Raw genomic sequence first — 13,013 nt, 5'->3', positions numbered from 1 at the left:
CTATAAATATTCACAATAGGGCGCGAATATTACGCAAAACGCGAGCCTTTGACAAGTGCTACCATCAATACATGAAGAAAAAAAACACAACACGTACGGTAACGTTTATCTGAGCCGTTTTTTCAGTACAATCAGCAATACTATTTATAAACCGAAACCCTTTGTGTACCCATCTCGTGTGGGATAAACAGGATAAAAAGCCCGGCTTTTGCGATGAATTTAGAAAAAATCAATGAGTTAACCGCGCAAGATATGGCGGGTGTGAATGCAGCAATCCTGGAGCAACTCAACTCTGACGTTCAGCTGATCAATCAGTTGGGCTATTACATCGTCAGCGGCGGCGGTAAACGTATTCGTCCAATGATTGCCATTCTGGCCGCACGCGCGGTTGGCTATCAGGGGAACGCCCACGTCACAATCGCGGCGCTGATCGAATTTATCCACACCGCCACCCTGCTTCACGACGATGTTGTGGATGAATCAGACATGCGTCGGGGTAAAGCCACCGCCAACGCCGCGTTTGGTAATGCGGCAAGCGTTCTGGTCGGGGATTTTATCTATACCCGCGCTTTCCAGATGATGACCAGCCTTGGCTCGCTGAAGGTGCTGGAAGTGATGTCAGAAGCGGTGAACGTTATCGCTGAAGGCGAAGTCCTACAGTTGATGAACGTTAACGACCCGGACATCACCGAAGAAAACTACATGCGGGTGATTTACAGCAAGACCGCACGTCTGTTTGAAGCCGCCGCGCAGTGCTCCGGGATTCTGGCAGGCTGTAGCGAAGCGCAGGAAAAAGGGCTTCAGGACTATGGCCGCTATCTCGGTACCGCATTCCAGCTGATTGATGATTTGCTGGACTACAGCGCGGATGGCGAAACGCTCGGAAAAAACGTCGGTGATGACCTGAACGAAGGCAAGCCAACGCTGCCGCTGCTCCACGCGATGCATAATGGCACACCGGATCAGGCGAAAATGATCCGCGAGGCTATCGAGCAGGGAAATGGTCGCCATCTTCTGGAACCGGTACTGGAAACAATGGCAGTCTGTGGCTCCCTGGAATGGACGCGTCAGCGTGCAGAAGAAGAAGCAGACAAAGCCATCGCCGCCATTCAGGTCATTCCTGACAGCCCATGGCGTGATGCGCTAATCGGCCTCGCGCACATCGCCGTCCAGCGCGATCGTTAATCCCCTCCTCGTCTCCCTGCGCTCCGCAGGGAGATTCCAGTACGCATCAGTAAATTACATTTCCGTGTAAGCTCATCAGGTTACAGGCCGCATGTATAAAGCCATGCCTTATTCTGAATATTGCTTCTCGTAACATGAACTTTTTAGAACAGATGTTCTAAGTGAGTATAGTAATGCTGTCTTTTCACACGAAAAGGCGTGGACGATAACGAACACAAGGACAGCATTATGGATACAAAATTCATCGACTGGCATTCTGCTGACATTATTGCGGCACTGCGTAAAAAAGGGACATCGCTGGCTGCCGAATCACGTCGCAACGGATTGAGCTCGTCGACGCTGGCAAATGCACTGACCCGCCCATGGCCGAAGGGGGAGCTGATTATCGCGAGAGCGCTGGATACGCATCCGTGGGTGATATGGCCGTCACGCTACCACGATCCCATTACCCATGAATTTATCGACAGAACGCGCATGATGCGTCAGAGCAAAACGAAGAAAGCACATCAGGACTGATGCACCGGGATTTACAGGAACAGCAATCCCCCGGCCTGTTCTGGCAGGGGGGTGCCGGAACGATTACTCGCCCTTCACACGCTCGATATTCGCACCCAGCGCGCGCAGTTTGTCTTCAATGCGCTCGTAACCACGGTCGATGTGGTAGATACGATCGACAACGGTAGTGCCTTCCGCAATACACCCTGCCAGTACCAGACTCGCAGACGCGCGCAGATCGGTCGCCATCACCTGCGCACCGGACAGTTTTTCAACGCCGTGACAGATGACCGTGTTGCTTTCAATCTCAGCATGCGCCCCCATACGGATCAGCTCCGGGACATGCATGAAACGGTTTTCGAAGATGGTTTCCGTGATGAAGCCCGTGCCTTCGGCCACCAGGTTCAGCAGCGTGAATTGCGCCTGCATATCCGTCGGGAAGGCCGGGTGTGGCGCAGTGCGCACGTTAACGGCTTTAGGACGCTGCCCGTGCATATCCAGGCTTATCCAGTCTTCACCGATTTCAATGTCCGCGCCCGCATCGCGCAGCTTCGCCAGCACCGCATCCAGGGTATCCGGCTGTGCGTTGCGGCAGACAATCTTACCGCCAGAAATGGCCGCCGCCACCAGGAAGGTCCCGGTTTCGATACGGTCTGGCAGGACGCGGTACACGCCGCCACCCAGACGCTCAACGCCTTCGATGGTAATACGATCCGTGCCCTGCCCGCTGATCTTCGCACCCAGTGCGACCAGGAAGTTCGCGGTGTCCACGATTTCCGGTTCACGCGCGGCGTTTTCGATGATGGTAGTGCCTTCTGCCAGCGTGGCAGCCGACATGATGGTCACCGTTGCGCCCACGCTCACTTTGTCCATGACAATGTGCGCGCCTTTCAGACGACCATTGACGGACGCTTTCACGTAGCCTTCTTCCAGCTTGATCTCCGCGCCCAGCTTTTCCAGGCCAAAGATATGCAGATCGACGGGACGCGCGCCGATAGCACATCCGCCCGGGAGTGAAACCTGACCCTGACCGAAACGCGCCACCAGCGGCCCAAGGGCCCAGATGGAAGCACGCATGGTTTTCACCAGCTCATACGGTGCTGAGAAGTTGTTCACGTTGCTGGCATCGATCCAGACGGAACCGTTACGCTCCACTTTGGTGCCCAACTGGCCGAGCAACTTCATGGTCGTGTCGATATCTTTCAGCTTCGGTACGTTCTGGATCTCTACCGGCTCTTCTGCGAGCAGCGCAGCGAAAAGAATGGGCAGCGCGGCGTTTTTAGCGCCAGAAATTGTGACTTCGCCCTGGAGACGCGTGGGTCCCTGTACACGAAATTTATCCATTGTTTGCTCTCTTATAAATTCAACCGTGCTGCGGGCGCTTCGCCCCCAGCTCAAAAACCGTTTAGTTTGCGATCGCGTGCCCACTCCTGTGGGGTAAACGCTTTAATCGACAGGGCGTGAATGCGGTTGTCCGCAATGTATTCCATCAGCGGCGCGTACACAGCCTGCTGTTTTTTCACGCGACTCATTCCGTCGAACATCTCACCCACAGCAATAACCTGGAAGTGACTGCCATCGCCAGAGACGTGGGCTTCCTGAAGGGAGAGTGCATTCATCAGCACAGTCTGGATTTCATTATTTTCCATGGGGTCTACATCATCTGATAGTGAAAACAAGCCCAACATCTTAGAGCAAAGTGGCGCGGTCTTAAACAAGCAAAAAGCCCCGACGCATAAACTGTCGGGGCTTTCGGAAGTAACGTACTGAAAAAATTAGCGAGGTAATACGTCTTCGGGCAAATTGTAAAGCTGTGCAAGGGTGACGACGTTGTCGCTTACCCCCGTCAGGGTGACGCTGCTCCCCTGCTTTTTGCCCGTGGCAACCAGGTGCGCCAGCAGCGCAATACCGGCGGTATCTACCCGCGTGACGCCATGTAGATCAATCCGCGTCACGCCCTGCATCGCGTTATGGCGAGCGTCCCACAGCGGGTTAAGCAGATCCTGATCCAGCTCTCCCGTCAGCGTCAGCGTCTCGCCGTCTCGCGCCCAGCTAAGCTGCTGCGACATTACTTCTTCTCGTCCAGGGTAATTTTCTGACGAGAGATAGACTGAAGCTGAGCCGTCAGGCCATCAATCCCTTTGGTGCGCAGCAGATCGCTCCACTCGTTCTGTTTAGTGGTAATCATGCTTACGCCTTCGGCGATCATGTCATACGCCTGCCAGTTTCCGGTCTGGCTGTTCTTACGCCACTGGAAGTCCAGGCGAACCGGCGGACGGCCATTTGGATCGATAATTGTCACGCGGATAGGAATGATGGTGGCATCGCCCAGCGGCTGTTCAGGGGCAATCTGATAGGTCTGACCGTGATACATCGCCAGCGCCTGGCCGTAAGCCTGTTTCAGGTATTCACGGAACGCCGCGAAGTAAGCCTCGCGCTGCGCCGGGGTCGCCTCTTTGTAATAACGGCCCAGTACCAGCGCGCCCGCATACTTGATCTGCACATACGGCAGCAGCTCCTGATCCACGACATCACGCAGATAGTCAGGGTTAGAGCGGATTTTGGGCTGTTCATTTTTAAGACGGTCGAAGGTTTTCTTCGCAGCCTCATCCATCAGTTTGTACGGGTTACTCTGATCCGCAGCGTGTACCGCAGTCAGAGGGGCAATGACCAGCATGGCAACCATTAACAGTCGTTTAAACATGAATGACTTCTCCTGAAATTAATTCGTCGCGCCTGGCGTCGGTTCGACGTTGGTGTGGTCTTCACTCTGCGCAGGGGCATCGTCAGACTTTTTATCATCCCCTTTACTGTTGTAAAGGAACTGACCAATCATATCCTCCAGCACCATCGCTGACTTGGTATCCTGGATTACGCTACCGTCTTTAAGGATAGACGTTCCCAGCTCAGGATCTTCAAAACCAACGTTGAGGGCCAGATATTGCTCCCCCAGCAGGCCAGAAGTGCGGATAGAGAGCGAGCTGGTGTCAGGAATGTGGTTATAGCGCTCTTCGATATCCATCGCGACGCGCGGCAGATACGTTTTTTCATCAAGCGTAATGTCCGCTACACGTCCGATGACGACGCCACCAATACGCACCGGCGAGCGCGCCTTCAGGCCGCCGATATTATCGAAGGTCGCGTAGACGCGATACGTCGGCTCGGCGCGAACAGAGGTAATGTCCGCCGCTCGCAGGCAGATGAACAGCGCGGCCAGCAGCGCCAGAAGCAGAAACACGCCAACCCAAATTTCATTTTTTCTCGTTTGCATGAACTCAATTCCCAAACATCAGTGCGGTGAGCACAAAATCCAGACCTAAAACGGCCAGCGACGAATGTACGACAGTACGCGTCGTTGCGCGGCTAATGCCCGCCGACGTCGGAATGGCATCGTAACCATTAAACAACGCAATCCAGGTAACCGTCACAGCGAAAACCACGCTCTTGATCAGACAGTTGACCAAATCCATCCGCAGATCGATGGCGTCCTGCATGGCAGACCAGAAGAACCCGGCATCAATGCCTTTCCAGTTGACGCCGACCAGCGCGCCGCCCCAGATGCCGACCGCCACAAAGAGGATAGTCAGTAACGGTAAGGAGATAACCCCAGCCCAGAAGCGCGGTGAGATTACCCGGCGCAGCGGATCGACCGCCATCATCTCCATGCTGGAAAGCTGCTCGGTGGCGCGCATCAGGCCAATTTCCGCCGTCAGTGCTGACCCGGCACGCCCGGCGAACAGCAGCGCGGCAACCACCGGCCCGAGCTCACGCAGCAGCGAGAGCGCCACCAGCATGCCCAGGCTGGTTTCCGCGCTGTAGGTTGTCAGCACCAGATACCCCTGCAACCCCAGCACCATGCCGATAAACAGCCCCGACACGATGATGATAAGCATCGACAGTACGCCGACGTTATAAAGCTGCCGCACCAGTAACGGCGCATGCTTGCGGAACTCCGGTTTGCCAACCAGCGCGTTGAACAACATTAATCCGGCACGCCCGAACGTACTGATGGTTTTTAGGCCACGGTGTCCAAGACCCGCCAACGCATTTAACAGCATGAGTGGCTTAACTCCCTATTCCCAGTAAATCGTCATGATAGTCGCCTGCCGGATAGCGGAAAGGCACCGGCCCATCTGCGATACCGTCCAGGAACTGCCGCACGCGCGGATCGCCATTCTCCTGCAACGCCTGAGCGCTGCCGTGGGCAACGATCTTTTTGTCAGCCACAATATAGGCGTAATCAGCAATGCTCAGCACTTCCGGCACGTCGTGGGAAACCACCACGCAGGTGACGCCAAGGGCGCTGTTCAGTTCTGAAATGAGCTTCACCAGTACGCCCATAGTGATAGGGTCCTGCCCGACGAACGGTTCGTCGAACATGATTAAATCCGGTTCAAGGGCAATAGCACGCGCCAGCGCGGCGCGGCGCGCCATTCCGCCAGAGAGTTCGGACGGCATAAGTTTCGCCGCCCCCCGCAACCCCACGGCTTCGAGCTTCATCATCACCGTGCTGTGCAACAGCGCAGGAGGAAGATGGGTGTGCTCACGCAGCGGATAGGCCACGTTGTCAAATACGTTCATATCGGTGAACAGCGCACCCGACTGAAAGAGCATGCTCATTCGTTTGCGAACCGTGTAGAGGCGCGAGCGAGACATCTCCGGAACGTTTTCGCCGTCGAAGAGAATTTCGCCGCTGTCAGGGGGGATTTGCCCGCCGATAAGACGCAGCAACGTCGTTTTACCGATCCCTGACGGCCCCATGATGGCGGTGATTTTACCGCGCGGCACGGTCAGCGAAATATCATCAAATATCACCCGGCTGCCGCGAGAAAAACTGACGCCCCGGACATCGACTATATTCGCCATCGTTTGGCTCATTTATGGTTCCTTACTTACCTTGCTTCACGGCTGGCATGAAGCGTAAATCAGCCCTAAACCCCGCATTTTTACAGAATATTCACTATTGGGGTTAGCTAAAGCTGGCATTTGTTTTACTTTTCCGGCGCATAAAGTCAAAATTAGGAATTCGTCACGTCTCAGACTTCATCTGGCGCCAGAATCCGTGCGCAGTGGACCAGCGAGTATACCTGAAGAAAGGACTTTTGATGCTTTTAGCAACAGCACTGTTAATAATTGGTTTACTGTTGGTGGTCTACAGTGCTGACCGTTTGGTCTTTGCCGCATCCATTCTTTGTCGACTCATTGGCATGCCGCCCATCATTATCGGGATGACGGTGGTCAGTGTAGGCACATCGCTTCCTGAAATCATTGTTTCTGTTTCAGCCTCGCTGCATGGTCAGGTCGACCTCGCTATCGGCACCGCGATTGGCTCTAACATCGTCAATATATTACTGATTTTAGGCTTAGCCGCATTGCTGCATCCATTTCGCGTCCATTCTGATGTTCTGCGCCGCGAATTGCCGCTAATGTTAGTCGTTAGCCTGCTGGCTGGCTACGTGCTTTACGACGGGGTGCTGAGCATTGATGACGGTATATTCCTGCTCGCCCTGGCCGGGATCTGGTTGCTTTACAGCGTGAAAATCGCGCGTCTGGCGGAAAAACAGGGCAACGATAGCCTCACGCGTGAGCATCTCGCCGAGCTGCCCAGGGAAGGCACCTTACCCGTCGCCCTGCTGTGGCTGGGCGTCGCGCTGATCATCATGCCGATGGCCACGCGGATGGTCGTCGATAACGCGACGGTGCTGGCGAACGCGTTTGCGATGAGCGAACTGACAATCGGTCTGACGGTCATCGCCATCGGCACCAGCCTGCCGGAGCTGGCCACCGCCATCGCCGGGGCGCGTAAAGGGGAAGATGATATCGCCATCGGCAATATCATTGGCTCTAATATTTTCAATATCGCGATCGTGACGGGGCTGCCGGCGCTGATCTCGCCGGGGCCGTTTAACCCCATGGTCTTCACGCGCGATTACGGTGTGATGCTGCTGGTCAGCGTCATTTTCGCCCTGCTCTGCTGGCGGCGAAAAGAGCAGATCGGCAAAGGCGCAGGCGCGCTGCTGACGGGTGGATTTATCGTATGGCTGGCGATGCTGTACTGGCTCTCGCCACTTCTCTCTGGGTAAACGGAAACGCATTATGTCGCAAATAGAATTGCAGCCGGGTTTTGACTTTCAGAAAGCAGGCAAAGACGTTCTGGAGATTGAACGTGAAGGTCTGGCGCAGTTAGATCAGTACATTAATCAGGATTTTAGTCTGGCCTGTGAGAAAATGTTCTACTGTGCCGGTAAAGTCGTGGTGATGGGGATGGGCAAGTCTGGCCATATCGGGCGCAAAATGGCGGCGACCTTTGCCAGCACCGGCACCTCGTCCTTCTTCGTTCATCCGGGTGAAGCCGCGCACGGTGACCTCGGCATGGTTACGCCCCAGGACGTGGTTATCGCCCTGTCTAACTCCGGGGAATCGAATGAGATCCTGGCGTTGATCCCGGTGCTGAAGCGCCTGCACGTCCCGCTGATTTGCATGACCAGCCGCCCGGAAAGCAGCATGGCGCGTGCGGCAGATATTCACCTGTGCGTGAAGGTGCCGAAAGAAGCCTGTCCGCTGGGACTGGCCCCGACATCCAGCACCACCGCCGCGCTGGTGATGGGCGATGCCCTTGCCGTTGCGCTGCTGGAAGCCCGCGGTTTTACGCCTGAAGATTTCGCCCTGTCTCACCCCGGCGGCGCGCTCGGGCGCAAACTGCTGCTGCGGGTTAACGATATTATGCACACCGGGGATGAAATCCCGCACGTCAGCAAAGAGGCTTCTCTGCGCGACGCGTTGCTGGAAATCACCCGCAAAAACCTGGGCATGACGGTCATCTGTGACGACCTGATGAAGATTCAGGGCATTTTTACCGACGGTGACCTGCGCCGGGTGTTCGATATGGGTGTGGATGTCCGAACGCTGGGCATCGCGGATGTGATGACGCCAGGCGGGATCCGCGTCCGTCCGGGCACGCTGGCGGTCGATGTGCTGAACCTGATGCAGTCCCGTCATATCACCTCAGTGATGGTTGCCGATGGCGACCAACTGCTGGGTGTGGTACATATGCATGATCTGCTGCGCGCAGGCGTAGTGTAATGAAGGATAAGACAATGAGTAATGCGGGTGCATCCCTTGCAACCTGTTATGGCCCGGTGAGCGCCCAGATGATGGCAAAGGCGGAAACTATCCGCCTGCTGATCCTCGATGTAGACGGCGTGCTTTCCGACGGTCTGATTTATATGGGCAATAACGGCGAAGAGCTGAAAGCCTTTAACGTTCGCGACGGTTACGGTATCCGCTGTGCGCTCACGTCCGGTATTGACGTTGCAATCATCACCGGGCGGAAAGCTAAACTGGTAGAAGATCGGTGTGAAACGCTGGGCATTACGCATCTCTATCAGGGACAGTCTGATAAGATGGTAGCCTTCCGGGATTTGCTGGAAAAACTGGCCATTGCGCCAGAGAATGTGGCGTACGTCGGGGATGATTTGATCGACTGGCCAGTGATGGCGGAGGTGGGTCTGAGCATTGCCGTGGCTGACGCGCACCCGCTGCTGATCCCGCGTGCTGATTACGTTACCCATATTCACGGTGGCCGCGGCGCCGTGCGTGAAGTCTGCGATCTGCTTCTGCTGGCGCAGGGCAAGCTTGATGAGGCGAAAGGGCAATCGATATGAGTAAAACCAGACGTTGGGTTATCATTCTGCTTTCGCTTGTCGTCCTGATCCTGATTGGCGTGAACCTCGCCGACCGCGATGATACGCAAACGGAAGTGGTCAACACGAGCGACCCGACCTACAAAAGCGATCGCAGCGATACCGTGGTCTATAGCCCGGAAGGCGCACTGAACTATCGCCTGATTGCTCAGCATGTCGAATATTTTTCAGATGACGGTGTTTCGTGGTTTACCCAGCCGGTGCTGACCACCTTTGATACCGACAAAGTGCCGACGTGGTCGATCAAGTCTGACCGGGCAAAACTGACAAATGACCGTATGCTTTATCTGTATGGTCACGTTGAGGTCAACGCCCTGACCGCTGACGCTCAACTGCGCAAAATTACGACCGATAACGCCCAGATCAACCTGGTCACCCAGGATGTCACGTCGCAGGATTTAGTCACCCTGTATGGCACAACATTTAATTCCAGCGGTTTAAGAATGCGCGGGAACTTACGCAGCAAAAACGCCGAGCTGATTGAAAAGGTTAGAACCTCCTATGAAATTCAAAACAAACAAACTCAGCCTTAAAGTTGTTATCGCCAGCGCGCTGCTGGCGGCCAGTCTTCCCGCGCTTGCTGTGACTGGCGACACCGAACAGCCGATTCATATCGAATCTGATACGCAGTCTCTGGATATGCAGGGTAACGTCGTTACCTTTACCGGCAACGTCGTCGTGACCCAGGGCACCATCAAAATCAATGCCGATAAAGTGGTCGTTACCCGTCCGGGCGGCGAGCAGGGCAAAGAGATTATTGATGGTTATGGCAACCCGGCCACGTTCTACCAGATGCAGGACAACGGCAAGCCGGTAAAAGGCCATGCCTCGCATATGCACTACGAACTGGCGAAGGATCTGGTCATCCTGACCGGTAATGCTTACCTGGAACAGCTGGACAGCAACATCAAAGGCGACAAGATCACCTATCTGGTGAAAGAGCAGAAAATGCAGGCCTCCAGCGAAAAAGGTAAACGCGTCACTACCGTGCTTGTGCCTTCGCAGTTGCAGGACAAGAACAACGGTCAGGCTCCGGCACAGAAAAAGAGTAACTAATTCGTTATGGCAACATTAACTGCAAAAAACCTCGCGAAAGCGTACAAGGGCCGCCGCGTCGTCGAAGATGTCAGTCTGACCGTCAACTCCGGCGAAATCGTGGGCTTGCTTGGCCCTAACGGTGCGGGTAAAACCACAACCTTCTACATGGTGGTGGGCATTGTCCCGCGTGACGCTGGCAACATCATCATTGATGATGAAGACATCAGCCTGCTGCCGCTGCATGCCCGCGCGCGTCGTGGCATCGGCTACCTGCCGCAGGAAGCGTCTATCTTCCGCCGCTTAAGCGTGTTCGATAACCTGATGGCCGTGCTCCAGATCCGTGACGATCTGACCAGCGAGCAGCGCACCGACCGCGCGAACGAGCTGATGGAAGAGTTTCATATTGAACATCTTCGCGACAGCCTCGGTCAGGCGCTGTCCGGCGGTGAACGCCGCCGCGTTGAGATTGCGCGCGCGCTGGCAGCAAATCCGAAATTTATCCTGCTGGATGAGCCGTTTGCGGGCGTTGACCCGATTTCGGTTATCGATATCAAACGTATCATTGAGCATCTGCGCGACAGCGGGCTTGGCGTACTGATCACGGACCACAACGTACGCGAAACGCTGGCCGTGTGTGAACGCGCCTACATTGTGAGCCAGGGCCATCTGATTGCCCACGGTACGCCGCAGCAAATCCTCGAAGATGAGCATGTTAAGCGCGTGTACCTTGGGGAAGACTTCAGACTCTGATAGGGTAGAGGTTAAGTCACGCCGAACCGGAGAAAAACGCGCTGAACATGAAGCAAGGTTTGCAATTACGGCTCAGCCAGCAACTGGCCATGACGCCGCAGCTACAACAGGCCATCCGTCTGTTGCAGTTGTCCACGTTAGAACTCCAGCAGGAGCTCCAGCAGGCGCTGGACAGCAATCCGCTGCTGGAGCAAACCGATCTTCATGACGAGGTAGATACCCAGCAAACGCAGGACACGGAAACGCTCGACACCGCCGATGCGCTCGAACAAAAAGAGATGCCGGACGAGCTGCCGCTGGATGCCAGCTGGGATGAAATCTACACCGCAGGAACGCCTTCCGGCACGCGTGCGGATTATCAGGACGACGAACTGCCGGTCTATCAGGGCGAAACCACCCAGTCGCTTCAGGACTACCTGATGTGGCAGGTGGAGCTGACGCCTTTCTCGGATACCGATCGCGCGATTGCCACCTCGATTGTCGATGCCGTTGACGACACGGGCTATTTGACCGTGACGCTGGACGATATTCTGGAAAGCATCGGCGATGACGACATTGAGATGGAAGAGATCGAAGCCGTCCTCAAGCGCGTCCAGCGTTTCGACCCGATTGGCGTCGCCGCGAGAGATCTGCGCGACTGCCTGCTGATCCAGCTTTCGCAGTTTGCTAAAGAAACACCGTGGATTGATGAAGCCCGGCTCATCATCAGCGATCATCTGGATCTGCTGGCGAATCACGATTTCCGCACCCTGATGCGCGTCACGCGCCTCAAAGAAGAGGTGCTGAAGGAAGCGGTGAATCTGATCCAGTCACTCGATCCGCGTCCGGGACAGTCGATCCAGACCAGCGAACCGGAATATGTCATTCCTGATGTGCTGGTGAGAAAGCACAACGGCCGCTGGGTCGTTGAACTGAACGCCGACAGCCTTCCTCGCCTGCAAATCAACCAGCAATATGCCTCCATGTGCACCAGCGCACGTAACGACGCCGATAATCAATACATTCGCAGCAACCTTCAGGAAGCACGATGGTTGATTAAGAGTCTGGAGAGCCGAAATGACACGCTGCTGCGCGTCAGCCGCTGTATTGTCGAACAGCAGCAGGCGTTCTTTGAACAGGGCGAAGAGTTTATGAAACCGATGGTGCTGGCAGACATCGCCCAGGCCGTCGAGATGCATGAATCAACCATTTCCCGCGTGACTACGCAGAAATACCTGCACAGCCCGCGCGGTATTTTTGAGCTTAAGTATTTCTTCTCCAGCCACGTGAACACCGAAGGCGGCGGCGAAGCCTCGTCAACGGCCATTCGCGCACTGGTGAAGAAGTTGATCGCCGCGGAGAACCCCGCGAAGCCACTCAGTGACAGTAAGTTAACCACCATGCTGTCCGATCAGGGTATTATGGTGGCACGCCGTACTGTTGCGAAGTATCGAGAGTCTTTATCCATTCCGCCGTCTAACCAGCGTAAACAACTGGTTTGACACAACCGATAAGGAAGACACTATGCAGCTCAATATCACCGGACATAACGTCGAGATTACTGAGGCCTTACGCGATTTTGTGAACACTAAGTTTGCAAAACTTGAGCAGTATTTCGAAAGGATCAATCAGGTCTATGTTGTGTTGAAAGTGGAGAAAGTGACGCATATCTCGGATGCGACTCTGCACGTCAACGGAGGGGAACTCCATGCCAGTGCGGAAGGGCAAGACATGTACGCGGCTATCGACGGCTTGATTGATAAGCTTGCGAGACAGCTCAATAAACATAAAGATAAACTGAAACAACACTAATTGTCCGGGCAGTTAACGGGTGCAGGAAGGCCTGTTGTGAGACACAACAGG

17 protein-coding genes are annotated in these 13,013 nt (G+C 55.1%); 10 read left to right on the top strand and 7 right to left on the bottom strand.

The annotated features are described in order from the left end of the window. Positions 1-213 precede the first annotated feature (213 nt). Together ispB and sfsB are read left to right on the top strand one after the other, a co-directional pair. Entirely contained in the window at positions 214-1,185 is a 972-nt protein-coding gene (ispB, locus tag IM300_RS17015) for an octaprenyl diphosphate synthase (protein WP_063451038.1), read from the top strand. A 228-nt stretch (positions 1,186-1,413) separates the two neighbouring features. Further along, complete coding sequence (sfsB, locus tag IM300_RS17010; RefSeq protein WP_063451240.1) at positions 1,414-1,701, top strand: DNA-binding transcriptional regulator SfsB; 288 nt, start codon at positions 1,414-1,416, stop codon at positions 1,699-1,701. Positions 1,702-1,764: 63 nt separating this feature from the next. Here the strand turns inward: sfsB and murA are convergent, their stop codons facing one another. The 7 genes from murA to mlaF all read right to left on the bottom strand — a co-directional run bounded on the left by murA (position 1,765) and on the right by mlaF (position 6,558). Then, complete coding sequence (gene murA, locus IM300_RS17005) at positions 1,765-3,024, bottom strand: UDP-N-acetylglucosamine 1-carboxyvinyltransferase (RefSeq protein ID WP_006812128.1); 1,260 nt, start codon at positions 3,022-3,024, stop codon at positions 1,765-1,767. A gap of 50 nt (positions 3,025-3,074) precedes the next feature. Beyond that, the gene (gene ibaG / locus IM300_RS17000) at positions 3,075-3,329 is read right to left on the bottom strand and encodes a BolA family iron metabolism protein IbaG (RefSeq protein ID WP_003861840.1); all 255 of its coding nucleotides are present in this window, start codon (positions 3,327-3,329) and stop codon (positions 3,075-3,077) included. Between the two features lie 126 nt (positions 3,330-3,455). After that, the gene (gene mlaB, locus IM300_RS16995; RefSeq protein ID WP_063451037.1) at positions 3,456-3,749 is read right to left on the bottom strand and encodes a lipid asymmetry maintenance protein MlaB; all 294 of its coding nucleotides are present in this window, start codon (positions 3,747-3,749) and stop codon (positions 3,456-3,458) included. After that, the gene (mlaC, locus tag IM300_RS16990; RefSeq protein ID WP_063451036.1) at positions 3,749-4,384 is read right to left on the bottom strand and encodes a phospholipid-binding protein MlaC; all 636 of its coding nucleotides are present in this window, start codon (positions 4,382-4,384) and stop codon (positions 3,749-3,751) included. Before mlaC ends, mlaB begins: the two co-directional genes overlap by 1 nt. An 18-nt stretch (positions 4,385-4,402) precedes the next feature. Then, positions 4,403-4,951 (bottom strand): outer membrane lipid asymmetry maintenance protein MlaD, encoded by a 549-nt coding sequence (gene mlaD / locus IM300_RS16985; RefSeq protein WP_063451035.1) that lies wholly within the window; start codon positions 4,949-4,951, stop codon positions 4,403-4,405. Between the two features lie 4 nt (positions 4,952-4,955). Next, the gene (gene mlaE, locus IM300_RS16980) at positions 4,956-5,738 is read right to left on the bottom strand and encodes a lipid asymmetry maintenance ABC transporter permease subunit MlaE (protein ID WP_003861848.1); all 783 of its coding nucleotides are present in this window, start codon (positions 5,736-5,738) and stop codon (positions 4,956-4,958) included. 7 nt (positions 5,739-5,745) lie between these two features. Then, positions 5,746-6,558, bottom strand: coding sequence for a phospholipid ABC transporter ATP-binding protein MlaF (mlaF, locus tag IM300_RS16975; protein ID WP_063867565.1), 813 nt, complete (start codon positions 6,556-6,558; stop codon positions 5,746-5,748). A gap of 227 nt (positions 6,559-6,785) precedes the next feature. Between mlaF and IM300_RS16970 the strand changes: the two genes are divergently transcribed. From IM300_RS16970 to hpf, 8 genes are read left to right on the top strand one after another with little or no spacing between them, the layout of a single operon-like run. Then, positions 6,786-7,763 (top strand): calcium/sodium antiporter, encoded by a 978-nt coding sequence (locus IM300_RS16970; RefSeq protein ID WP_063867564.1) that lies wholly within the window; start codon positions 6,786-6,788, stop codon positions 7,761-7,763. 13 nt (positions 7,764-7,776) lie between these two features. Next, a complete protein-coding gene (kdsD, locus tag IM300_RS16965) occupies positions 7,777-8,763 on the top strand; it encodes an arabinose-5-phosphate isomerase KdsD (protein WP_003861853.1) in 987 nt (328 codons plus the stop codon). Between the two features lie 14 nt (positions 8,764-8,777). Continuing rightward, positions 8,778-9,344 carry a 3-deoxy-manno-octulosonate-8-phosphatase KdsC gene (kdsC, locus tag IM300_RS16960; RefSeq protein ID WP_063867563.1) on the top strand — a complete coding sequence of 189 codons (567 nt, stop codon included), beginning with the start codon at positions 8,778-8,780 and terminating at the stop codon, positions 9,342-9,344. Continuing rightward, the gene (lptC, locus tag IM300_RS16955) at positions 9,341-9,916 is read left to right on the top strand and encodes an LPS export ABC transporter periplasmic protein LptC (RefSeq protein WP_063451031.1); all 576 of its coding nucleotides are present in this window, start codon (positions 9,341-9,343) and stop codon (positions 9,914-9,916) included. The genes kdsC and lptC overlap by 4 nt, the downstream gene beginning before the upstream one ends. Beyond that, positions 9,885-10,439 carry a lipopolysaccharide ABC transporter substrate-binding protein LptA gene (gene lptA / locus IM300_RS16950; protein WP_063451030.1) on the top strand — a complete coding sequence of 185 codons (555 nt, stop codon included), beginning with the start codon at positions 9,885-9,887 and terminating at the stop codon, positions 10,437-10,439. The genes lptC and lptA overlap by 32 nt, the downstream gene beginning before the upstream one ends. A 6-nt stretch (positions 10,440-10,445) precedes the next feature. Then, positions 10,446-11,171, top strand: coding sequence for an LPS export ABC transporter ATP-binding protein (gene lptB, locus IM300_RS16945; protein WP_003861862.1), 726 nt, complete (start codon positions 10,446-10,448; stop codon positions 11,169-11,171). A 47-nt stretch (positions 11,172-11,218) separates the two neighbouring features. After that, entirely contained in the window at positions 11,219-12,652 is a 1,434-nt protein-coding gene (gene rpoN / locus IM300_RS16940) for an RNA polymerase factor sigma-54 (protein WP_063451029.1), read from the top strand. A 22-nt stretch (positions 12,653-12,674) separates the two neighbouring features. After that, positions 12,675-12,962 (top strand): ribosome hibernation promoting factor, encoded by a 288-nt coding sequence (hpf, locus tag IM300_RS16935; RefSeq protein ID WP_003861866.1) that lies wholly within the window; start codon positions 12,675-12,677, stop codon positions 12,960-12,962. Positions 12,963-13,013: the final 51 nt, after the last annotated feature.

Origin of the sequence: Enterobacter cloacae complex sp. I2 (genome assembly GCF_014896205.1) — a bacterium.
Lineage (GTDB): Bacteria > Pseudomonadota > Gammaproteobacteria > Enterobacterales > Enterobacteriaceae > Enterobacter > Enterobacter quasihormaechei.
The sequence above is the reverse complement of the archived record's forward strand: the minus strand, read 5'-3'. Positions and strand labels throughout refer to the sequence as shown.

Coding starts and splice junctions, on each gene's coding strand:
- ispB (WP_063451038.1), top strand. CDS start 214: ATGAATTTAGAAAAAATCAATGAGTTAACCGCGCAAGATATGGCGGGT.
- sfsB (WP_063451240.1), top strand. CDS start 1,414: ATGGATACAAAATTCATCGACTGGCATTCTGCTGACATTATTGCGGCA.
- murA (WP_006812128.1), bottom strand. CDS start 3,024: ATGGATAAATTTCGTGTACAGGGACCCACGCGTCTCCAGGGCGAAGTC.
- ibaG (WP_003861840.1), bottom strand. CDS start 3,329: ATGGAAAATAATGAAATCCAGACTGTGCTGATGAATGCACTCTCCCTT.
- mlaB (WP_063451037.1), bottom strand. CDS start 3,749: ATGTCGCAGCAGCTTAGCTGGGCGCGAGACGGCGAGACGCTGACGCTG.
- mlaC (WP_063451036.1), bottom strand. CDS start 4,384: ATGTTTAAACGACTGTTAATGGTTGCCATGCTGGTCATTGCCCCTCTG.
- mlaD (WP_063451035.1), bottom strand. CDS start 4,951: ATGCAAACGAGAAAAAATGAAATTTGGGTTGGCGTGTTTCTGCTTCTG.
- mlaE (WP_003861848.1), bottom strand. CDS start 5,738: ATGCTGTTAAATGCGTTGGCGGGTCTTGGACACCGTGGCCTAAAAACC.
- mlaF (WP_063867565.1), bottom strand. CDS start 6,558: ATGAGCCAAACGATGGCGAATATAGTCGATGTCCGGGGCGTCAGTTTT.
- IM300_RS16970 (WP_063867564.1), top strand. CDS start 6,786: ATGCTTTTAGCAACAGCACTGTTAATAATTGGTTTACTGTTGGTGGTC.
- kdsD (WP_003861853.1), top strand. CDS start 7,777: ATGTCGCAAATAGAATTGCAGCCGGGTTTTGACTTTCAGAAAGCAGGC.
- kdsC (WP_063867563.1), top strand. CDS start 8,778: ATGAGTAATGCGGGTGCATCCCTTGCAACCTGTTATGGCCCGGTGAGC.
- lptC (WP_063451031.1), top strand. CDS start 9,341: ATGAGTAAAACCAGACGTTGGGTTATCATTCTGCTTTCGCTTGTCGTC.
- lptA (WP_063451030.1), top strand. CDS start 9,885: ATGAAATTCAAAACAAACAAACTCAGCCTTAAAGTTGTTATCGCCAGC.
- lptB (WP_003861862.1), top strand. CDS start 10,446: ATGGCAACATTAACTGCAAAAAACCTCGCGAAAGCGTACAAGGGCCGC.
- rpoN (WP_063451029.1), top strand. CDS start 11,219: ATGAAGCAAGGTTTGCAATTACGGCTCAGCCAGCAACTGGCCATGACG.
- hpf (WP_003861866.1), top strand. CDS start 12,675: ATGCAGCTCAATATCACCGGACATAACGTCGAGATTACTGAGGCCTTA.